The sequence below is a fragment of the Arthrobacter sp. MYb229 genome, assembly GCF_002975405.1.
GTDB lineage: Bacteria > Actinomycetota > Actinomycetes > Actinomycetales > Micrococcaceae > Glutamicibacter.
Map to the genome: position 1 here is coordinate 158919 of NZ_PCPS01000003.1, position 20853 is coordinate 179771.

Here is a 20853-nt window from a genome sequence, read left to right on the forward strand (position 1 = left end):
ACAGCGCTCTGAGGCTGAAGGTGATTATAAAAGGTACGTCGCGCCACTAACGAACTCAGGCGTGCGATGGGGGCACAACGCCGAAGAAAGATCAGTTCATCCATGACGCAACGTACCTTTTAATCACTGCGGAACCCTTGATGATGCCACTCGCAAAACATCACCAATTTCCCTGCGGTGATCGGTCTTCACCGATACGTATATAACTTATCGCGATTACAAGAATTCCGAAATCATACTTAAGTAGGAGGGTAGGGCTCAGAAGGGGATGCTGGCACTAAGTATCCACTGATCGTTCACAACGCTAGTGCTGAACCGCCCACCGAAGGCATTCATGCGATCCTTCATACCGATCAGCCCGATTCCACCGCCGGAGAGCTCCTCTCTCGTGGAATGCGAATTCGGCATCTGATTAGTCATTTCAAGAACAGCATTCGGCCCTACGATCTCCAAACACATGGTGCAGGCTCCTCCCCGACGACCATGTTTGATGATATTGGTCGTCGCTTCCTGCATAACCCGATATAGCGCGGTCTGCGCAGATCTCGGGAGCGCCGAAATGTTCTCGCCCGTGTGAGATGTCACTTCAAATCCAGACTCATGCAATCGTTGAGAGAAGATCTCCACGCCCTGGACCGCATAAACAGTTGTCGCCGCCGGTTTGTCGACACCGGACCCAGGCGAGCCACTCATCGTTCCGTCGGTCCGCAAGACGTTTAGCATCAGGCGCAAATCATGCAATGTTTCGGTACTGAGCTTGGCGATGATGTCGATTGCCTCGATGGCCGCTTCCCCATTATTGGCGAACTTTGCAGCTTTGGACTGCATGGCCACAACGGTAATATCGTGCGCGACGATATCGTGCAGGTCGCGCGCAATATTCTTGCGTTCGCGCTCAACGGCAATCCTGCTCTGCTCGCTGTTCTCCTGCATCTGCCGAATCGCATTTAGATTTCGTTCGCGCAAGTTGAAAATGCTGCGGGCCAGGATATAGGCCAACAGGGCAAGCGGAACGAAAATCACCAGCAAGATGGCGTCCTTGCCTGCCCTAACTCCGTATTGCCCCATCCACACGAATAGCATCACCAGATACCAATTACGCACCAGTGAAGATGCAACCGTCGCCGCGAGAACACTGAAGATAACGAGCGAGAAGACCAGCCATAGCAAGAGGCCGCCATCCCAGAAGAAGAAAAAGAGCGTGGCTAGATACATGCCGAGCGAAGTGGCAACCCATCGCATTCCGATCGCCAACGAGGCGGACAGCAGCAACCCAACGGCCACCCCGCGAATAACGCTCGAGGACGAATTATCAATCCCGTCCTGAAGCAAGGTGTATCCCTCAGTCGCTGTAATGGCGACAAAGGCGAGAATACCCGTCCAGACGACAACGCCCCGACCAGCAAAAAGCTTAGTCAGGGCGGTTTTTATTCGCAGTCTCATATGCGGAATACTTTACCTGGTTGCGGGTAAAGTCAAATATGCCGCTAACCGCAAGCGTAGCCGTAATTCTCGCACACCCATTTAGAGAAGTCAGTGCCCCAACCGGCAGGATTCGCAACGCCCGATGAAGAATAGGTAGGTTCTGCCACTGGTGCCGCCATAGCAGGCGCGGCAAACGCCAACGGAGTTGCCGCCAGCGCGGCCACCGCCAAGATCTTTAAAGCTTTCATTTCAAACCCCAAACTCTTGAACTTATATACTTCGATTCATGCCAGGTTGGTTCTTGTGCCAACCACCGTTCAAAGGACTCCAATGGAACAGATTAAGGTGCTCATCGTCGATGACGAGCCGCTGATTCGGCATGCGCTTAGCACGATCCTAGCAACTGATCGTCGAATTGTGACCGTTAATACTCAAGAAAATGGTGAAGGTGCGGTTAATTATTGTGAAACAAATGATGTAGACGTTGTTCTTATGGATTTGCAAATGCCAATTATGGACGGGATTGAAGCGACCAAAATTATCAAGGCCGCCCAAAACAGCCCAGCAGTCCTTGCAATTACGGCCTTTTCGTCTGATGACTATCTAGTTCCGGTCCTCATGGCCGGAGCCAGCGGCTACCTCGTGAAGGACACGGAACCGGCCGAAATCATCGCGGCAGTCCATGCCGTTCACCAAGGTTCGGCGGCTATTTCCCCGTCGGTTTCTTCTGATCTAATCTCCGCTGTAAAAAACGTCTATAGTAAATCGCACGACATTGCAGGACTTATCGAAGATCTCGGACTAACTAATCGCGAAATGCAGATATTGGATCTTTTGGCAAAGGGATTCAATAATACGGAAATTAGCCGACAGCTCGTGATCTCCGAGGCGACGGTGAAAACCCATATGGCGAAAATCTTCATGAAGCTCGAAGTACGCGACCGTGTGCAGGCACTTGTGGCCGCAGCCAGGCTAGGACTCGTTGAGATCTCCCGCCAAGCCTAGAGTTGTGAACTCGGCCTCTTATTGTTGCCTTGACCGACATTGCGGGAATAGATTCGCTCGTATTACGTTGAACATGAGCATAGACCACTCAAGTTTCTATTAGGAGGCTCACTTGCCAGCATTTTTCGGCTCCTCGTCAGATGGCTCGTTCGAGGAATTCCTCTCCCGGTTCCTTTCCTCGCGCACCCAAGCCGCGCGACCCATCGACATTACCCGCCTGCTCTCGCAGCGCACCCACGAAGCAGTGTCCATCGCGGCTGCCTTCGCACATGAAAACGGTCATGCAGAAATCGACGCACTGCACCTGCTGGTCGCGCTGCTTCGCACCGAACCCGCTGGCCAGCACTTGAGCGCCATGGGCGTTGATCTGGAAGCCCTGGCCAAAGACGCCATCGAACGCTTGCCACGTCGGGAAGAAGCCACCGAGAAGCCATCACGCCTCTCCTCCGCAGCCCAGCGCAGCCTTTTCGATGCCTATCAGGTCGCTCGAAATTACGGTTCGACTTACATCGACCCGGAACACCTGTTCCTCGCCTTTGTCTTCTCCCCCGAATCTCCTGTGGGCGTGCTGCTCGCGCAGCACGGGATCACCGGCCAGTCCCTGCAGCAGGCAGCCATGGAGCAGGCCCAGCGCGCCCAGACGGGAGAGGCAGAGTCCGGCGAAGAGCAAGACGTCTCTATGCTGGAACGCTACGGTACCGACCTGACGGCGCTGGCCTCCGACGGCCAGATCGACCCGGTCATCGGCCGCGAGGACGAATTGGCCCAGACCATTGAGATCCTGGCCCGTCGAACCAAGAACAACCCGGTGCTCATCGGTGAGGCAGGCGTCGGCAAAACCGCCATCGCCGAGGGGCTCGCCCGTGCCATCGTTGCCGATGAAGTCCCGGAGCAGATCCGTGGCGTCCAGCTGATCTCCATCGACCTGCCCGGCATGCTCTCCGGCACCCGGTACCGCGGTGACTTCGAACAGCGGCTGACCGGCCTGCTCGAAGAGGTAGCCGACGCCGAGGGTCAAACACTGATATTCATCGATGAAATGCACCTCTTGGTCGGTGCAGGTTCCGGCGAGTCCGGAAATATGGACGCCGCGAATATCCTCAAGCCACGCCTGGCCCGCGGCGAGCTGCACCTGATCGGCGCCACCACCCTGGATGAATTCCGCAAGGTAGAGAAGGACTCCGCCCTGGCCCGCCGATTCGGCAAGGTCACCGTGGGAGAACCCTCTCAGGAAGTTGCGCTGGCAATCCTCGACGGGTTGCGCGAATCCTACGAAGACCACCACCAGGTGCAGTACACCCCGGAAGCATTGAAGGCCGCGGTCTCGCTGTCCGCACGCTATTTGACCGACCGGCGCCTGCCGGACAAGGCCATCGACCTGCTCGATATCGCCGGTGCCCGCAGGTCAATCGCCGCAGGCGGTACCGAAGACGTGCAGGCGCTGCGCAACGAACTGGTGGAAGCAGATCGCGATAAGGCCCGAGCCGTCGGCGAGGAACGCTTCGAAGATGCCGGTGCGTGGCGCGACCACATCGCAACACTTACCGAACGCATCGCCGCTGCCGAGCAGGCGGGAGACTCCGGGGTTACCCGCATCGTCGATGAGGCCCAGATTTCCGAGGTGATCTCCCGGTCTACCGGCATCCCGACCTCGCGGATCAACGGGGACGACAAGACCCGCTTGGCCTCCCTTGAGGAGCAGCTGCACGCTTCGGTCATCGGCCAGCATGACGCGGTGGCCGCGGTATCCCGCGCGGTACGCCGTAGCCGTACCGGGTTGGCCCCGGCACAGCGTCCGATCGGTTCCTTCCTGTTCCTCGGTCCCACCGGTGTGGGCAAGACCGAGCTGGCCAAGGCCCTGGCCAACAACCTCTTTGGCTCCTCCGAGTCGCTGGTGCGCATCGACATGAGCGAGTACGGAGAGAAGCACACGGTTTCGCGGCTCATCGGAGCCCCTCCGGGATACGTCGGCCACGACGAACCCGGGCAGCTCACCGAAAAGGTCCGCCGCAACCCGTATTCGGTGATCCTGCTCGACGAGATCGAGAAGGCCCACCCGGACGTGTTCAACGTGCTGTTGCAGGTACTGGATGACGGTCGGCTGACGGATACCGCCGGACGCACCGTGGACTTCTCCAACACACTGATCCTGATGACCAGTAACCTCGGCGGCGAACACCTCGCCAGCAAGGCCGGCAACTTCGGCTTCACCTCGATCAATGCCGGCAGCGAGAAGGCCGAAATTCGAGCCAAGGTAATGGGCAAGGTACGCGAGTTCATGCGTCCCGAGTTCCTGAACCGGCTCGACGAGGTACTGCTCTTCGGCAAGCTCAGCGAATCCGAGATCGCCCAGATCGTCAAGCTGGTACTCGATGAGACTCGCAAGCACCTGGCGGGGCAGGAACTCAAGCTCCACGTCACCGACGCCGCGATCACCTGGTTGGCAGCCGAGGGCTATGACCCGGAGTTTGGTGCCCGCCCGTTGCGCCGCCTGGTGCAGCGCAAGGTGCAAGACGCCATTGCCGATCTATTGATCGGCGACGAAGTCGCCGCCGGAGACACCATCGAGGTGGACTTCGCCGGAGGCCAGCTCTCGGTTGCCAAGCAGGTTCCGGCCGTAGCCGCGGAACCGGCTGCACCGGTTATGGACTACTTCGGCAGCTAAGACCCCATGAAAGCCAGACCCAACAGATCATCGCGATCTGTTGGGTCTGCTTTTCGTTTAAGTCTAGAAACCACTGCCGGCTCGCGGTAGGTTGAGCTCATGCCAAACATCGCCATGATCACCCTCGATGCCCTAGACGAAGTGGCTGCCGCCGAGTGGTGGCGGGAACGTCTCGGAGCCGAATACGCCGGGCAGTACCCGGGGTTCACCATGCTTACCGCCCCGGGCTTCAGCGCCAGGCTTGGATTCCAGAAGGTTGGGTCGGTCTCCGCTGATAAGAATCGAGTGCATCTCGATCTAGAGGCCGACGGCGACCGCGAACAATCCGTGGCCGGCTTTGTGGCCGCTGGCGCGGTCTTGGTTGAAGAACACACCGAGGATCCTAGCTTTGGGTGGAGCGTACTGCGCGATCCCTTCGGCATTACCTTCTGCCTTTCCGACCCACACTAAGTCACACGCACTACCGAAACTTGCTGAGCGAATTTGCTTCGATAGACTGATATTTACTCGAGTCTCCGGAGGTTCTCATGCGCTTGCGCGTAGTTTTCACCGCGGCGCTAGCCGCCTTGGCGCTGACCGGTTGCTCGGTTCAAGCAACCCCACCGCCCGGCGAAACTGCAGGTGTTCCGGCTTCGGCCACGACGTCATCACCTTCGCCAAGCCCGAGCCCCGCTGCGGCCGAATCCTCAGCGACGCAAGACTATGATCCTGCGCGCGGCATAGACGCTAGCGGACAGGACTGGGCCGATTCCAAGATCCAGGCCTGGTTGGATAACTCCGGCATCAAGTCGGTCAAGGGTTTTCTCGGTGCCTACAAGCTCATGAATTCGTGGGATTCACCCAAGCCCGGGCATCTGTCCATTCATCTGGACAACTCATACCGTTTTAATCAGGACGGATCGGCCGAAAGCCATGAAGTCTCCACGGACGAACTGCGATTTATGGGGCGGATCATGTTCGAAAGCATCGGCAAAAAATCCCCGGAGCTCGAATCGGTCACCTTTGCCACGGAGAACAAGCAGCATTCGGGCACCTTCTCGCGTGCCCGCACCGGAGCGGACCCGGCTGACCGGGAGGCTTGGGCCGAGGAAAAGTACGTGCAGTGGCTCGAAGCAATGAATGATACCTACGAGTCATTCTGCTCGGCGAACATCAAGAAGATCGAAACCTATCGCGACTGCATTCCCACCGATCCCCACGCCTACATCGATTCGGTCTCTTCCCCGGCAATTGGCGAGCTAGTCGTCACCCTCGCCCCGGGGATCTGGCAGGGGAACACCTACGATACCGATTCGATACCCGGCGTCGACTTCGTTTCGGGCAACATGATGCTCAAAATCAACAGCAAAGCCCACGGACCGGAGCAGGTGGAAACTCTCACCGTCAAGGTGCAGGGAACTGAGGAAACGAGTACCGAACACAAATCAGAGTGGACCCAGTAGGCGTTTGGTCAGTGACGGGCCCCGGCCCGCGCATACGAGCCAAAGTGGTGAACACCCGGTTCGTGGAACCGAACAACAAGACTTAGCCTTGAAGGCATGGACCAGGAAATGAGAATCCCATGGGAAAGCGGAACCCTCACCGCCATCGTTGACCACGCGGAGCATCCCAGCGCTTTTCTGATTCTGGCTCATGGATCTGGAGCGGGCAAAGACCACGACTTCATGTCGGGGTTTTCCCAAGCAATGGCTCAGCGTGGAGTATCGGTATTGCGTTTTAACTTCCCCTATATGGACGCCGGGAAGAAGTTTCCTAATAAGGCTCCCGTTGCCCTAGCGGTGTGGAAACACGTCCGAGAATGGGCCGGCACCCACCTGACAGGCGACCTACCCGTTTTTACCGCCGGGAAATCCTTCGGCGGGCGAATGGCGTCTCTGGCGGTTGCCGAGGACATGCCCACCGAAGCGCTCATTTTTCTTGGGTATCCCTTGCATGCACCCAAGAAGGAAGAAAAGCTTCGCGACGAGCATCTCTACCCGCTGAGCACACCGATGCTTTTCCTCGAAGGAACCCGTGATCCCTTCGCGAACCCGGCAATCATCTCTCGCGTAGTCGCAGGGTTGAACGCCGACTGCGAACTTATCTGGTTCGAGGGCGGTGACCATTCATTCAAGGTTGCCCGTTCCGGTCGCAGCGTCGCCGAGGATGGCGCACAATTGACCGAAGCCACCGAGAAATTCATTCGAAGGCACCTGAACTGATGTCTGGCACATCGCAACACAAAAACAGACGGTATCCGAATGACTGCGTGTACCTTCGGGCAAGGCCAGAACCCCCAGTCGTTTCGGTCCCTGGATCACCAAGCCCCCGGCGGTGATCACCATCTGTTTCACCATCATCGGTGCAGCAATTCTGCGCGGTTACTCCGTCTCCGGCGAGCCGAGGAAAGCGTCCGGATCGGTGAAGAATTCCCGCCAGTTTCTGACCAGTTCCAAGTGGTCGTATTCGCGCTCGCGGAACCCCCAGGAACCGACCTCCAGTATTCGTGCTCCGGGGAAGGCGGCCAGTACCGGGGAATGGGTGGAGATGAGCACCTGCGAGCCGCGCTCCACGATCCCGCGCAGCCGCTCGATCAACTGCACGCTGCCGGTTAGGGACAGCGCCGACTCGGGCTCGTCGAGGACCCACAGCCCTTTGAGCCGGATCCGTTCCTCGATGAGGTCCAAGAAAGATTCGCCATGGCTGCGCTCATGCAACGCCGATCCCACTCTCGATTCCTCCAAGTACGTGTAGAAAGAGTGCATGGTTTCGGCACGCAGAAAGAACCCCTTGCGTGAGGCGGCAGCACCACGGTGAAGTTTCAGCAGCTGCGAGAGGGTGGATTCAGAGGCCCGGGTGGCATGCATGGCGCCGGTGGATCCGCCCTCGGCGTTCAACCCGTACGCGATGGCCAGAGCTTCGAGCAGCGTTGACTTGCCGACCCCGTTCTCCCCCACCATTACGGTCACCGCTCCCAGGTCCAGGCCTTCGAGCAGAAGTTGGCGTACCGGCGGCATCACCATAGGCCAGTGCGCGGGCAACTCGGCATTCGGCTCGCTTGCCTCGATCCGACGCACCGGCAAGAACAAATCGCTTCGATTCATCGCCACTTATTGGCTATCTCTGCTGCTGCAAAAAGCGGTAGACCTCGGTCTCATCCACGCCGGGGAAGGCTCCGGTTGGCATGGCGGCCAAGAGGTGGGTGTTGGCGCGCGTCGAAGGCCATGCGTTGCCGAACCACTCGCTGGACAGCTCGGCCGGTGGACGCCTGCAGCAATTTTCATCTGGACAGGTCGACTGGCAACGCTCCTTGGTGTCGCGGCCGCGGAACCATTTCACATGCTCAAAGGGAACGCCTATGGACAGTGAATACAATCCCGAGGAGTGCCGCTCGGTCCGCGCGGTGCACCAATAGGTCCCGTTGACCGTGTCCGTGTACTGCTCGAAGGAGCGGAACTTATCCAGCTGGTCAAAGACCACGCGGCTGGTCCAGTAGCGGCAGATGCTCTGCCCTTCGATGGCGCCGGTATGGTCGGCAGGAAAATTCACCCGGTCATTCTCGTAGGCCTTGTGCAGGATGCCCGATTCGTGGACCTTCTGGAAGTGGCAGGTCATGCCCAGATGCTCGGTGGCGAGATTGGTGAACCGGTGCGCCGCGGTTTCGTAGGAAACCGCAAAGGCATCACGCAGATCCTCAATGGCCAGTTCCCGGTTGGCCTTGGCCCGGCGCAGGAATGCCGTGGTGGATTTCTCCGGCATCATCAGCGCCGCGGCGAAATAGTTTGTGGCGACGCGCTGGTCCAGGAAGTCCGCATAGCTTGTGGGTGCCTCATGCCCGAGCAGGTAGTGGCCCAGCGCCTGCAATAGCACCGAGCGCGGATCATGCTCGGAGCGGCTGGTCTGGGTCAGATAGATCCTTTTGTTCTTCAGATCCGTGACCGAACGGGTCGAGTGCGGGAGATTTCCCACGAACCGGAGGCTGAAGCCGAGATGCTCGGCGATATCCGCCGCGCGATGGTGCGAGAGCGGGCCTTCGTCGTGGCCTACCGCCGCGAGCACCTTGGCCGCTTCCTGCTCGATTTCCTTGTAGTAGTTGTTGCGTTGGCGCATCTCTTGGCGCAATGCCGTGTTGGCTCGACGAGCTTCCTCGGGAGTTGCCGCCTGTTCGTTGAGCCGGCGCTCCAATTCATGCTGCAGGCCGACCAGGGATTCCAGCACGTCCATCGGCAACCGCGTGCCGACCCGCACCGTGGGCAGACCCAATGCCTCGTAGAGCGGGCCGCGTTGGGCCCGTTCCAAATCGATTTCCAGCGCCGCGCGACGAGTGGGAGGCTCCGCACCTAGTAGATCATCAACACCTACCTGCAACGCCCTGGCCAGAGACTTCAGCAGGGAAAGCTTCGGTTCGCGTTTGCCGTTTTCGATCAGCGACAGCTGGCTCGGCGCCGTATCGACCAAGGTTGAAACGTCGTCCAGGGTCAACCCCTGGGATTTGCGCAGGTGGCGGATCCGCCGGCCGAGCGCGAGCGTGTCCAGGGCGGCGTCAATTCCCTGATCGGTTTCCGGTTCTTGCGATGAGCTTCGATTCCATGTGGGTGCAGTCACATTCATAGCCTAAGCGAAGAACAGGTAATTTTTCTAGAAATTCGGTAAAAATCGCGTCGATAACGTCGTTTCGTTAGCTTACGCGCCAAAGTTTTCGGCTTCTTCGCTTTCACCGCTGAGTTCTGTTTTCGCCCTTGCCTGGGATGGCCACTCCGGTTACCGCCGTTGAACCGCGTCCCGCACAAGCAGCCTTCATGAGATTCACATCGAATTTTCAGCCAGAAATTGGTATCACCACGGCGTTGCCACTCGTTATACGTTTCGAGCACACTGTCCATCCACCAATATTCGAAGGGAGCCGCAAGATCGCCTCCATTGCCATTAGACCCATCACGCCTGCCGTTCGAGCCCCCGCCGAGGATTCCTGCCAGGCCCTGATTATTCTGGGCATGGACGGTGCGGGGAAAACCACCACCATCCGCGAACTGGTGCGCAGCTTGGAGCTCCGTGGCCAAGCTGCCCAAAGCCTGGCAAACCCTGCCGGGCGCCGCTGGCTGACGCGTGCGGAACAAAAGCTCGGGCTCACTATGCCAATAGCCCTTCAGGACGCGATGGAGACGATGATCCGCACCGGCAACATCGCCTTGAACGCTAGGCGAGCCGCGCTGTTCCCGGGCGTGACCGTGATGGACCGCCACCTCTTTTGCCAGCTTGCGCTGCGCAGCATCCGCCAGTTGCCGCACGGACGCTTCCTGACTTGGCTGGCCCGGAACAGCGTGCAGCGGGCGCAGGTGGTCGTCCTCGACGTCGACGTGCGTACCGCTCATGCTCGCATCCTTGCGCGCGGCGAGGATTCGGAAACCTACGCCTTCTTGCATGCCAGCCGGGCAGAGTATCTGCGGCTTGCGGCAACCCACGGCTGGCCCGTCATCGATGCCACGCAGAGCACCGCGCGGGTGGTCGATGAGCTGATGACCCTCTTGGAGAAGTAAACTCGAACCATGAGTGAAGCTCCCCAGCAATTCCTGCCAGGTTCCATCACCCCGCTTGCCCAGAGCAGCAAGAAGCAGTGGGAGCTGGGCCAGATCCGCCAGATCTGCGCCGGTGAATTGACTGACGGCGGGCAGCTCACCGCGGCATCCCAAGATTCGGGCAGCTGGCAACTTTCGATTCGCTCGATCGAAAAGGCCGGGTCCTTCCACAACGCGGGGACCTCGCAGGTGCTCACCCTGCTAGCCGGAGATTTTCTCCAGCTCGACGTCGACGGGCAGGCGCAAGGCCTGGAACCGCTGCGCCCGCTGAAAATCGAGGCAACGCTTCCGGTCTCCACCAGCCAGCCCGCACAGGAGCTGCTGGTTCTGCATCTGCTCACCCGGCCCGAGCGGGTACGCGGCACGGTGCGCATCGTTGAGCTTTCCAAGAAGCGCGAGCAGTACCTCTTCGATGGCCAGCTGGGCATCATGCTGCAGGGCAACGGCGTCCTGACGCTGCACGGCGAAGAGCGCAAGCTCGAACTGCGCGATACCGTCATCGGCGGTGATGCGGCCGAACCGACGATCTCCGGGCGCGGATTCATGGCCGTCGTTTCGCTAGACCTGCCGTAACCGCCATAGATCGCACACATCTGGCTTAGCTGCCTTTGACGCGCCCAAAAACCCCAAACCGCCACCACCTCATTCCTCAAGAAAAACACTTCTTCAGATTACGAAGTCTCCAAATCAACCATTTCTGCCATTTTTCACTTATTCATGCGAAGAAACCTACTTTTTTCAGCTTTCTCGAAGAACCGCGAATCTTTCCCTCGAATACCCCTATTCGCCCCCTTGCATCTACGGAAAAGTAAGTGTCACGAAGAAGTTCACCGCATCTCTCCGATTCGGGCGAACACCAACATGTGGGCGAAGGGGCCAGAACAATGACCGAGCAGAATTCGATCGACAACCGCATCGCAACTATCGAAAACGATTGGGCGAACAACCCACGCTGGAACGGGACCACCCGCGACTACAGCGCAGCCGACGTCGTGAAACTGCAGGGCCGGGTTCAGGAAGAGCACACCCTGGCCAAGCGTGGCTCCGAGAAGCTGTGGAAGCAGCTGACCGAAGAAACCCCGACCGGCGGCTACACCAACGCACTGGGTGCGTTGACCGGCAACCAGGCGGTCCAGCAGGTCAAGGCCGGCCTGCGGGCCATCTACCTCTCCGGTTGGCAGGTCGCCGCGGATGCAAACATTTCCGGCCAGACCTACCCGGACCAGTCGCTCTACCCGGCCAACTCGGTTCCGCAGGTCGTACGCCGCATCAACAACGCGTTGCTCCGTGCAGATGAGATCGAATTCTCCGAGGGCATCCAAAGCGTCGAGGACTGGATGGTCCCGATCGTCGCAGATGCCGAGGCAGGATTCGGCGGCCCGCTGAACGCCTACGAGCTGATGAAGTCGATGATCACCGCCGGTGCCTCGGGAGTCCACTGGGAAGACCAGCTGGCTTCGGAAAAGAAGTGCGGCCACCTCGGCGGCAAGGTGCTGATCCCTACCCAGCAGCACGTCCGCACGCTGAATGCGGCCCGCCTGGCGGCCGACGTGGCGGGCACTCCCTCGGTGGTCATCGCCCGCACCGACGCCGAGGCGGCAACCCTGATCACCTCGGATGTCGACGAACGCGATGCGCAGTTCATCACCGGCGAGCGCACCGCGGAGGGCTTCTATAAGGTCCGCAACGGCATCGAACCATGCATCGCCCGCGCCAAGGCCTACGCTCCGTACTCTGACCTCATCTGGATGGAAACCGGAACCCCGGACCTGGAAATGGCCCGCAAGTTCGCCGAATCGGTCAAGGCCGACTTCCCGGATCAGATGCTCTCCTACAACTGCTCGCCTTCCTTCAACTGGAAGAAGCACCTGGACGATGCGACGATCGCCAAGTTCCAGCGCGAACTCGGCGCGATGGGCTTCAGCTTCCAGTTCATCACGCTGGCCGGCTTCCACGCGCTGAACCACTCGATGTTCGACCTGGCCGAGGGCTATGCCCGCGAAGGCATGAGCGCCTATGTCGAACTGCAGGAGCGCGAATTCGCCTCCGAGTCCCGCGGCTACACCGCAACCAAGCACCAGCGCGAAGTAGGCACCGGCTACTTCGACGCGATCGCCACGGCATTGAACCCCAATGCCTCCACCCTCGCTCTGGTCGGCTCCACCGAAGAAGGCCAGTTCCACTAACTCGGACCCCAGCGGTCCGGACGGTGGGGCCGGCAACGACGCCGGCCCCACCGCCCTCAAACTTTTAAGGAAAAGATCATGCCAACCCCCACCTCCCTGAACCCGATCCAGATCACCGCTACCCCAGTGCGCTACCAGGAGCAGATCCTCACCGCACAAGCCCTTGAATTCATCGCCGCCCTGCACCAGGCGTTCGAAGGCCGCCGCGCCGAGCTGATGCAGCGCCGCCAGCTGAATCGGGCGCGCATCGCCAATGGCAAGGACCCGAAGTTCCTGGAGGAAACCCGCCACATCCGCGAGGATTCAAGCTGGCAGGTGGCCCCGATCGCTCCGGGCCTGGAGGACCGCCGGGTGGAGATCACCGGACCGATCGAGCGCAAGATGGCGATCAACGCGTTGAACTCCGGCGCGAACGTGTGGCTGGCCGACATGGAGGACGCCTGCTCACCGACCTGGCAGAACGTGATCAAGAACCAGGTGAACCTGCTGCGCGTGCTGGACGGCGAGCTCGACTTCACCGCCCCGGACGGCCGGGACTACAAGCTGCACAGCTACGAGCTGTCGCAGCTGCCAACCATCGTGGTCCGCCCGCGTGGGCTGCACCTGCCGGAGAAGCACCTGCTGATCGACGGGACGCCGATCGCCGGCGCCTTTGTCGACTTCGGCCTGCACTTCTTCCACAACGCCCAGCGGCTGATCGATTCGGGCCGCGGCGCCTACTACTACCTGCCGAAGCTGGAGAACCACCTGGAAGCGCGGCTGTGGAACGACGTGTTCCTGCTGGCCCAACAGCTGCTGGGCATCGATCGCGGCACCATCCGCGCCACGGTGCTCATCGAGACCATCACCGCGGCCTTCGAGATGGAGGAGATCCTCTACGAGCTGCGCGAGCACTCGGCCGGGCTGAACGCCGGACGCTGGGACTACATCTTCTCGATCATCAAGAACTTCCGTTCCCGCGGCCCGCGCTTCGTCTTCCCGGACCGGGACCTGGTGACCATGACCAGCCCGTTCATGCGCGCCTACACCGAGCAGCTGGTCCGTGCCTGCCACCGCCGCGGCGCCAGCGCCATCGGCGGAATGAGCGCCTTCGTGCCTAGCCGCAAGGACGCCTCCATCAACCAGCTCGCCTTCGCGAAGGTCTCCGAGGACAAGTCCCGCGAGGCCAACGACGGCTTCGACGGCTCCTGGGTGGCCCACCCGGACCTGGTGCCGGTGGCCCGCGAGGTGTACGACGAGGTTTTGGGCGCCAACGCGAACCAGATCTCTCGGACCCGCGAGGACGTGGAAGTTTCCGAAAGCGAGCTGCTGAACGTGGCAGGCCTGGAGGGCCGGATCACCGAGCGCGGGATCCGCGAGAACATCGAGATCGCCATCCGCTACATCGAGTCCTGGCTGCGCGGCAACGGCGCGGTGGCGCTGCGCAACCTGATGGAGGATGCGGCCACCGCGGAGATCTCCCGCTCCCAGCTGTGGCAGTGGATCCACCAGTCGGCCATCACCGACGAGGGCGAGATCATCACCCGCCGCTGGGTGCAGGATCTGGCCGAAGAAACCATGGAGCGGATCGAGCGCTTCGAGGGGGACCGCTTCGAGCAGGCGGTGGAGATCTTCGAGGCCAGCGCGCTGCGCGACGATTTCCCGACCTTCCTGACCAAGAACGCCTACCTGCGCTACCTGGACACCCCGGCTCCGGCCTACGAGATGGCGGGCTAGTCCAGGACACCAACTCGGCTGCACGCGCCTGAACTCAACAAGCGAAGCGGTACGGCCACGAATTGCGGCATTCATCGGATGGTAACCAGCCCATCCGGGGGATGCCGTTTTTCGTGCCCCGTAGTTGCCACGCCATGCTAGGCATTGACCGCTCGACCTCTGGCGCTTCTCGTTCGCAAAGCGGAATTGAAATCCGAAAATGAGTTGATCATCGCGTTCCAAGCAGCTGGAATTCCTTATGACCTTGCGAAGGACGCGGCGTGGGTCATCATGAACATCATCATCGAGTTGATACCAGCCAGATGGTAAGTTAGACGTTTTAAATGGTATGGAGAATTTGTGGCTGAAACTACCGACGACGATAAACCTTTGAACAAGGCCATCGCGATTTTCTGGGTGATACTGGTTCTCTTTGCAGTCTTGGTGTTCATCTCGCTTCCGCTTTCGGCGGGCATCGGAAGTTCAATTTTGATTTTTGGAATGGAACAAGTTCGTCAAGATATTGCTGGTTGGTTCGTTTACTGGGCGATGGGCACGTTGCTTGCGACTGCGATTGTCGCCGGAATCATTGAAGCTGTACTCAAGTCGAAACTTCCAGGCAACAAGCCTCTTCGAGAAGCCGCATCATGGTCCACCGGATTTGTTGTCATGACTGTTTGCTACTCGGGATTTTTCTACTCTTGGGTGGCTTGTGTGGTTGCTTCAGCAGTCTCAGCATTGTTGTTCATCTTGTTGCTGTGAATCGTCAAGAAGTTTCCTGCACCTAGGCGACCCACGTCGCAAGCGGACTGAGCGCTACCAATGTACGGCCACGAATAACGGCATTCATCGGATGGTAACCAGCCCATCCGGGGGATGTCGTTTTTCGTGCCCCGTAGGATGTTTCCATGGCCTTCCAATTTCGTTCCCCCGCCGCCGGCCGCTGGGAGGCGGACCTCCTGGGCGAGGGCTTCGCCCGGCGCACGCTCCCGCTGTCCGACGGGTCAACCGCGACGCTGATCCGCCACCGCTCGAAATCCGCGTGGCCGCAATTCGCCCCGCCCTTGCGCGGGCTGGCGATCCTCTACGTGCACGGCTGGTCCGACTACTTCTTCCAGCGCGAATTGGCGCAGTTCCTGAGCACCGCGGGAGCCGACTTCTACGCGCTGGATCTGCGCAACTACGGGCGCAACCTCACCGCGGACAGCACCCCGGGGTTCATCACCGATCTGGAGGACTACTTCGAGGAATTCGATGCGGCGCACCGGATCATCTCCAGCGCCCACCCGGGAACCCGCTTTGTGATGCTCGCCCATTCCACCGGCGGGCTGAGCGCCGCCCTGTATGCCGCGGCGCACCCGGCAAAGGTGGACGCGCTGGCGCTGAACAGCCCCTGGCTGGAATTCCAGGCCTCCGAGTTGGGGCGCACCGCCCTGGCGAAGCTCCTGGCGGTGGCCAGCGGGCGCAATCCGCACCGGAACCTGCCAACCATCGACCCGGGCTTCTACACCCGCACCGTCTCAAACCGCTTCGAGGGCGAATGGGACTATGACCTGCAATGGCGTCCGGCCAACGGATTCACGCTCAGCACCGGATTCATCTCCGCGGTATTCGCCGCCCAGGCGAAGGTGAAAAAGGGGTTGGAGCTGCGCCAGCCGGTGCTGGTGATGCTCAGCGCCCGGGACTACCTGCTGCCGCGCTGGAGTGACGCGGCCACCCGCTCAGATGTGGCGCTGAACGTGCAGGTGGTCGCGCAGCGCAGCATCAACCTGGGCCGCGAGCTGCACCTGGTGCGGCTGCCCGATGCGCTGCACGACGTGTTCCTCTCCGCCGCGCCGGTGCGCTCCGCGGCCTACCTGCGCCTGGGTTCCTGGTTGGCCACGGTCAAGAACCGGCAGGCCGACTCGTCGCTTGCGCGCAGCGTGCGGCGCACCGTGGGCGGCTAGCTACGGTGCGGTGACCGGAGGCTGCGGCACCCGGTCGTTGACCAGTTCCAGCTCCCAGCCCGCGGCGCGGCGGGCGAGGATCGCCACCGAGCCGTTGCGGATGGTATCTAATTTGTAGCCGGCGAAATGCGAGAGCGTGTAGCGGATGATCGTGCCGTGGCAGACCACCGCGACGTTCTGCCCCGGGTAGTCCGCGGCGATCTGCTCGATCGCGCGCAGTCCGCGGTCCACCACCGATTCCAGCGCTTCGATGCCCCCGCCCAGCTTGCCCGGCCAGCGCTCCGCCGCCTCGGTCTCCAGCACCCCTTCGCCCTCGCCGTAGTCCCGCTCGATCAGCAGGTCGTAGGCCGGGCCGAGCTCCAGCCCCAACCCGTCGGCAATAATCTGCGCCGTTTCCCGCGCGCGGCTCAGCGGGGAGGAGACGATCGCGTCCCAGCGTCCGGCGCCGAGCACCGCCACCGCCTCGCGGGCCTGCCCGCGCCCGGTGTCGTTCAAGGCGATATCGCTGCTTCCCTGCAATCGGCCTTCGAGGTTCCAGCGGGTCTGTCCATGCCTGATAAATCCGAGTTCCATAGGGCCATTCTGCCACCGGGCACCCGGTGCCTGCCCCCTGCGGATGAGCTATCTCACGCTAGAGCTTCGCCACAAAGCGCCCCGCCGCGCCTCCGGCAGCACGTAAGATGCTTGAGGCAGCGGCTGGCTTGAACCTTCAAGTCTCCGGCCGCAGATCGCATGCACCTCAAAGTAGATCCGAGTATTTCATCGTGACCGATATCAAGGCGTCCCTCGCCCGCGGGCTCACGGCCCGCCACATCCGCTTCATGGCCCTCGGCTCGGCCATCGGCACCGGATTGTTCTACGGTTCCTCCGCCGCCATCCAGGCAGCCGGCCCGGCCGTGCTCTTCGCCTACATGATCGGCGGCGCGGCGGTTTTCATCGTCATGCGCGCCATGGGCGAGATGGCCGTCAAGCATCCGGTCTCCGGATCCTTCGCCCACTATGCCTCGCGCTACCTGGGCCGCTTCGCCGGGTTCGTCACCGGGTGGACGTTCACCTTCGAGATGGCGATCGTGGCGATCGCCGACGTCACCGCCTTCGGCATCTACATGCGCTTCTGGTTCCCGCAGGTGCCGCAGTGGATCTGGGTGCTGGCCGTGGTGCTGCTGATCGCCGCGATCAACCTGATGAAGGTCAAGGTCTTCGGCGAAACCGAATTCTGGTTGGCGGTCATCAAGGTCACCGCGATCATCGCGATGATCATCGGCGGCGCGGCGCTGATCCTCTTCGGCTTCAACGCCCCGGACGCCGAAACGGCCACCGGCTTTGCCACGCTGATGAGCGCCGGCACGCTGTTCCCCAACGGCTTCATGGGACTGCTGCTGTCCTTCGCCGTGGTGATGTTCGCCTTCGGCGGCATCGAAACCATCGGCATCACCGCCGGCGAAGCGGAGGATCCGGGCAAGTCGGTGCCCGCGGCGATCAACACCGTGCCCTGGCGCATCCTGCTGTTCTACGTGGCCTCGCTGGCGATCGTGATGATGCTCTTCGACTGGCGCCAGATCGACGGTTCGGCCTCGCCGTTTGTGCAGATCTTCGACGCGCTGGGCATCCCGGCGGCCGCCCACGTGCTCAACGCGGTTGTCATCACCGCCGCGGTGTCGGCGATCAACGCGGACACCTTCGGCGCCGGGCGGATGATGTTCGCGATGTCCCGCGAGGGCCACGCGCCGGCTTCCTTCGCGAAGATCTCACGCCACGGGGTGCCGTGGATGACGGTGCTGATCATGTCCATCGTGCTGCTGGTCGGCGTGCTGCTCAACGCCCTGCTGCCCGAATCGCTGTTCATGATCATCGCCTCGATCGCGACCTTCGCCACCGTCTGGGTGTGGATCATGATCCTCGCCTCCTACCTGGCCATGCGCCGCCAGGAGAAGTCCGGCGTCGTGGTGGACCGCGAATTCGCGGTTCCCGGGGGCACCGCCAGCGCCTGGATCGCGCTGGTGTTCATGGCCTTCGTGGTTGTGCTGCTGGCCTTGAGCGCCGAGACCCGCATTGCGCTCTACGCGGGCGCCGGCTGGCTGGTGCTGCTCGCGGTGGCCTACAAGTTCCTGGTCCGTTCCCCGCAAGCCGAGCTGGTTTCCAGCAAATAACTTCCGGAGCACGCCACATGCTGCCCCCGCGGACCGCCCCGGTCCGCGGGGGCAGCATGGTTTAAAGGGCGGTGCTATCCAACCGGCGCTCGCGCCACAGCCCCAGGCTGGCCCAGGCCAGCATGCCCCCGGCCGCCAACCACAGGGCGCCCAATCCCAGTAGCAGATAGGCGAAAGCCCCGCAGACCGAGCCGAGGGTGATCATCGCCCACAGGATCGCGTAGGGCACCCACAGCGCACGGTTCGCCCCGGACAGCGCCCCGGCCAGATGCTGGCCGAGTTTCACCAGGGTGCCGGTCATATAGGTCAGCCCCAGCGAAACCTCCCCGGAGCGCGTGTAGCTGACGTTGACCGCGCCCATGGCTGCGGCCAGCAGGCAGGCGGTCAGCACATTTCCCGCCGCACCCAGCACGGCCGCGCCCAGCAGCAGGGTGGCGGATAGATACATCACCCGGGGCCGCCGGTAGCGCGTGGCCCGGGCGGAAAACAGGGTTGCGAGCATGACTCCCAAGACAAAGCTCGCCACAAATCCCATGGCCAACCACCATCCGCTCGCGTCTCCGGTGGCCAGGGCCGCGGAGGATCTGGTGGAGTTCCCGGACATGAAGGAGAGGAAATAACCGGAGAAGTGCAAGAAGCCCACCCCGTCGACGAAGCCCGCCATCATGGTGATTCCGCCGGCAAAAATAATGCCCTTATAGCTCAACGACTTGGCCATCGTCCTCCTGACGGTGCATAGGTTCTGCATATTCCATCTTGCCATCGCCGCGGCGGGAATGTTGCGCAGCGGCTAATTGTTGAAGCTTGCATGAGTGAAAAACGAGTCCGTGTGGACATCTGGTCCGATATCGCCTGCCCCTGGTGCTTCATTGGCAAGCGCCGCTTCGAAAAGGGCGTAGAACAGTTCGAATTCTCCGAGAACGTCGACGTCTTCTGGCACGCCTACCAGCTGGACCCCACCCTTCCGGAGCGCTACGACGGCGACGAGGTGCAGTACCTCTCCGAGGTCAAGGGCATGGATCCCGAGCAGGTCAAGGGGATGCTGGCGCATGTCACCGAACAGGCGGCCGGCGAAGGACTGAACTACAACTTCGACGCGCTGCGCCCGGCGAACTCCTTCACCGCGCTGCGCCTGCTGGAGCACGCAAAGTCCGCGGGCAAGGGCAGCGAGCTGAAGGAGACGCTGCTTTCGGCGCACTTCGAACGCGGCCTGGACACCGGCGACCGCCAGGTGCTGGCCACGCTTGCGGCCGAGGTGGGACTCGACGAGGCAGAAGTGCAGGAGACCCTCGGCTCGACGGCCTACACCGAGGAAGTAAACGCGGATATCGCCCAGGCCCGCCAGCTGGGCATCAGCGGAGTGCCGTTCTTCGTCATCGACGGCAAATACGGGATCTCCGGGGCGCAACCGGCCGAGGCCTTCACCAATGCGCTGACCCAGGTGCATGCCGGAGCGGTGAACTAGCTTCGCGCACCGGCTGAGCGCAACGACAGCCCCCGGAGATCTTCGCCGCCGCTATTTAGACTCGGCGCAGTGCAGCTTTCCGGGGGCGTCATTGAGCTTGCGTTCCTTCTCCAGCCCCTCGAACTTCGCCCCGACCTCCAGGTCGATGCGCGCATCACGGCGCTCCTTGTCGAAGACGAACACCGCCCCGGGCAGCTGGCGCTGAACGCTCAGCGCCTGGGCGTACCCCTTGGGTCCGGCGATCACCGCACCCACCTCGTTTGCGTAGTCGCTCGCTGATTCGGTGATCGAGGTGATGGTGAAGCCGCGCTCCTTGAGCGTTTCTGCGGTCGCCCCCGCCAGCCCCGATTCTCCGGTGGTATTCAGCACCCGGACCTGCACCGAGGCTGGATCCTGCACCTTGAACTCAACGTCGGGGCATACCGGATTTTCGATGGTGACCGGCGTATCGGCCACCGCCTCCTCCGCCGGTTCCTCGGCCAGCGGCCAATTGCCGGTAAAAATCAGCACCGCGGCCACAAAACCGAGCACAACGAGCGATGCCATCACGGAGAACACCACGTTCTGCCGGGTGCGGCGGCGCTTCTTGGCCTGCAGATCCGATTGGAAGGCCAGCTCGGACTCGCTGACGATATGCTGCCCATGCCAACTGCTTGGATCGCGACGATCCTTCGGCTCGGTCATTGGCCTACCTTCCCTGCGCACCTTTCGGCCTGCGCACCTTTCGGCCTGCGCCCTGAGGCTATCTTGATCCGAGCCTA

19 protein-coding genes are annotated in these 20853 nt (G+C 61.3%); 13 read left to right on the forward strand and 6 right to left on the reverse strand.

Translation table 11 applies throughout. From position 1 onward, the window contains the following. Positions 1–258 precede the first annotated feature (258 nt). On the reverse strand, positions 259–1443 hold the full coding sequence (locus CQ019_RS11370; protein WP_105553480.1) for a histidine kinase: 1185 nt from the start codon (positions 1441–1443) through the stop codon (positions 259–261). 312 nt (positions 1444–1755) lie between these two features. Between CQ019_RS11370 and CQ019_RS11375 the strand changes: the two genes are divergently transcribed. From CQ019_RS11375 to CQ019_RS11395, 5 genes are all read left to right on the forward strand, one after another. Next, entirely contained in the window at positions 1756–2430 is a 675-nt protein-coding gene (locus CQ019_RS11375; RefSeq protein WP_105553481.1) for a response regulator transcription factor, read from the forward strand. 112 nt (positions 2431–2542) lie between these two features. Continuing rightward, positions 2543–5095 carry an ATP-dependent Clp protease ATP-binding subunit gene (locus CQ019_RS11380; RefSeq protein ID WP_105553482.1) on the forward strand — a complete coding sequence of 851 codons (2553 nt, stop codon included), beginning with the start codon at positions 2543–2545 and terminating at the stop codon, positions 5093–5095. Positions 5096–5194: 99 nt separating this feature from the next. Next, entirely contained in the window at positions 5195–5545 is a 351-nt protein-coding gene (locus CQ019_RS11385; protein WP_105553483.1) for a VOC family protein, read from the forward strand. Positions 5546–5622: 77 nt separating this feature from the next. Next, a complete protein-coding gene (locus tag CQ019_RS11390) occupies positions 5623–6537 on the forward strand; it encodes a hypothetical protein (protein ID WP_105553484.1) in 915 nt (304 codons plus the stop codon). 96 nt (positions 6538–6633) lie between these two features. Further along, positions 6634–7296 (forward strand): alpha/beta family hydrolase, encoded by a 663-nt coding sequence (locus CQ019_RS11395; RefSeq protein ID WP_105553485.1) that lies wholly within the window; start codon positions 6634–6636, stop codon positions 7294–7296. A gap of 159 nt (positions 7297–7455) precedes the next feature. On the opposite strand, the gene CQ019_RS11400 is transcribed toward CQ019_RS11395, so the two are convergent. After that, on the reverse strand, positions 7456–8178 hold the full coding sequence (locus tag CQ019_RS11400) for an ATP-binding cassette domain-containing protein (RefSeq protein WP_105553486.1): 723 nt from the start codon (positions 8176–8178) through the stop codon (positions 7456–7458). A 13-nt stretch (positions 8179–8191) separates the two neighbouring features. Next, entirely contained in the window at positions 8192–9679 is a 1488-nt protein-coding gene (locus tag CQ019_RS11405; protein WP_374954790.1) for a helix-turn-helix domain-containing protein, read from the reverse strand. A gap of 389 nt (positions 9680–10068) precedes the next feature. Here CQ019_RS11405 and CQ019_RS11410 point away from each other — a divergent pair, with 389 nt between their 5' ends. From CQ019_RS11410 to CQ019_RS11435, 6 genes are all read left to right on the forward strand, one after another. Continuing rightward, complete coding sequence (locus tag CQ019_RS11410) at positions 10069–10611, forward strand: thymidylate kinase (RefSeq protein WP_258133568.1); 543 nt, start codon at positions 10069–10071, stop codon at positions 10609–10611. Between the two features lie 9 nt (positions 10612–10620). Continuing rightward, positions 10621–11223: a HutD family protein gene (locus CQ019_RS11415; protein ID WP_105569731.1), complete on the forward strand. Its 603-nt coding sequence runs from the start codon at positions 10621–10623 to the stop codon at positions 11221–11223. Between the two features lie 311 nt (positions 11224–11534). After that, on the forward strand, positions 11535–12836 hold the full coding sequence (gene aceA / locus CQ019_RS11420; RefSeq protein WP_105569732.1) for an isocitrate lyase: 1302 nt from the start codon (positions 11535–11537) through the stop codon (positions 12834–12836). Between the two features lie 78 nt (positions 12837–12914). Further along, positions 12915–14552 carry a malate synthase A gene (aceB, locus tag CQ019_RS11425; RefSeq protein ID WP_105569733.1) on the forward strand — a complete coding sequence of 546 codons (1638 nt, stop codon included), beginning with the start codon at positions 12915–12917 and terminating at the stop codon, positions 14550–14552. Between the two features lie 339 nt (positions 14553–14891). Then, positions 14892–15293, forward strand: a complete 402-nt coding sequence (locus CQ019_RS11430) for a hypothetical protein (protein WP_105569734.1) — start codon at positions 14892–14894, stop codon at positions 15291–15293. A gap of 146 nt (positions 15294–15439) precedes the next feature. Continuing rightward, positions 15440–16477, forward strand: coding sequence for an alpha/beta hydrolase (locus CQ019_RS11435; RefSeq protein ID WP_105569735.1), 1038 nt, complete (start codon positions 15440–15442; stop codon positions 16475–16477). Here CQ019_RS11435 and CQ019_RS11440 read toward each other — a convergent pair whose 3' ends face one another. After that, on the reverse strand, positions 16478–17050 hold the full coding sequence (locus tag CQ019_RS11440) for a histidine phosphatase family protein (protein WP_105569736.1): 573 nt from the start codon (positions 17048–17050) through the stop codon (positions 16478–16480). A 248-nt stretch (positions 17051–17298) separates the two neighbouring features. Between CQ019_RS11440 and CQ019_RS11445 the strand changes: the two genes are divergently transcribed. Continuing rightward, positions 17299–18627 (forward strand): amino acid permease, encoded by a 1329-nt coding sequence (locus CQ019_RS11445; RefSeq protein ID WP_258134013.1) that lies wholly within the window; start codon positions 17299–17301, stop codon positions 18625–18627. Between the two features lie 61 nt (positions 18628–18688). Here CQ019_RS11445 and CQ019_RS11450 read toward each other — a convergent pair whose 3' ends face one another. After that, on the reverse strand, positions 18689–19345 hold the full coding sequence (locus CQ019_RS11450; RefSeq protein WP_105569738.1) for a YoaK family protein: 657 nt from the start codon (positions 19343–19345) through the stop codon (positions 18689–18691). Positions 19346–19435: 90 nt separating this feature from the next. Between CQ019_RS11450 and CQ019_RS11455 the strand changes: the two genes are divergently transcribed. Continuing rightward, positions 19436–20092: a DsbA family protein gene (locus tag CQ019_RS11455; RefSeq protein ID WP_105569739.1), complete on the forward strand. Its 657-nt coding sequence runs from the start codon at positions 19436–19438 to the stop codon at positions 20090–20092. 51 nt (positions 20093–20143) lie between these two features. On the opposite strand, the gene CQ019_RS11460 is transcribed toward CQ019_RS11455, so the two are convergent. Further along, complete coding sequence (locus CQ019_RS11460) at positions 20144–20776, reverse strand: LytR C-terminal domain-containing protein (RefSeq protein ID WP_105569740.1); 633 nt, start codon at positions 20774–20776, stop codon at positions 20144–20146. Positions 20777–20853 lie beyond the last annotated feature (77 nt).

What these genes read in the sequence shown, in the direction of transcription:
- CQ019_RS11370 (WP_105553480.1), bottom strand. Translation starts at nt 1,443, where the DNA reads ATGAGACTGCGAATAAAAACCGCCCTGACTAAGCTTTTTGCTGGTCGG.
- CQ019_RS11375 (WP_105553481.1), top strand. Translation starts at nt 1,756, where the DNA reads ATGGAACAGATTAAGGTGCTCATCGTCGATGACGAGCCGCTGATTCGG.
- CQ019_RS11385 (WP_105553483.1), top strand. Translation starts at nt 5,195, where the DNA reads ATGCCAAACATCGCCATGATCACCCTCGATGCCCTAGACGAAGTGGCT.
- CQ019_RS11390 (WP_105553484.1), top strand. Translation starts at nt 5,623, where the DNA reads ATGCGCTTGCGCGTAGTTTTCACCGCGGCGCTAGCCGCCTTGGCGCTG.
- CQ019_RS11395 (WP_105553485.1), top strand. Translation starts at nt 6,634, where the DNA reads ATGGACCAGGAAATGAGAATCCCATGGGAAAGCGGAACCCTCACCGCC.
- CQ019_RS11400 (WP_105553486.1), bottom strand. Translation starts at nt 8,178, where the DNA reads ATGAATCGAAGCGATTTGTTCTTGCCGGTGCGTCGGATCGAGGCAAGC.
- CQ019_RS11410 (WP_258133568.1), top strand. Translation starts at nt 10,069, where the DNA reads ATGGACGGTGCGGGGAAAACCACCACCATCCGCGAACTGGTGCGCAGC.
- CQ019_RS11415 (WP_105569731.1), top strand. Translation starts at nt 10,621, where the DNA reads ATGAGTGAAGCTCCCCAGCAATTCCTGCCAGGTTCCATCACCCCGCTT.
- aceA (WP_105569732.1), top strand. Translation starts at nt 11,535, where the DNA reads ATGACCGAGCAGAATTCGATCGACAACCGCATCGCAACTATCGAAAAC.
- aceB (WP_105569733.1), top strand. Translation starts at nt 12,915, where the DNA reads ATGCCAACCCCCACCTCCCTGAACCCGATCCAGATCACCGCTACCCCA.
- CQ019_RS11435 (WP_105569735.1), top strand. Translation starts at nt 15,440, where the DNA reads ATGGCCTTCCAATTTCGTTCCCCCGCCGCCGGCCGCTGGGAGGCGGAC.
- CQ019_RS11440 (WP_105569736.1), bottom strand. Translation starts at nt 17,050, where the DNA reads ATGGAACTCGGATTTATCAGGCATGGACAGACCCGCTGGAACCTCGAA.
- CQ019_RS11445 (WP_258134013.1), top strand. Translation starts at nt 17,299, where the DNA reads ATGGCCCTCGGCTCGGCCATCGGCACCGGATTGTTCTACGGTTCCTCC.
- CQ019_RS11450 (WP_105569738.1), bottom strand. Translation starts at nt 19,345, where the DNA reads ATGGCCAAGTCGTTGAGCTATAAGGGCATTATTTTTGCCGGCGGAATC.
- CQ019_RS11455 (WP_105569739.1), top strand. Translation starts at nt 19,436, where the DNA reads ATGAGTGAAAAACGAGTCCGTGTGGACATCTGGTCCGATATCGCCTGC.
- CQ019_RS11460 (WP_105569740.1), bottom strand. Translation starts at nt 20,776, where the DNA reads ATGACCGAGCCGAAGGATCGTCGCGATCCAAGCAGTTGGCATGGGCAG.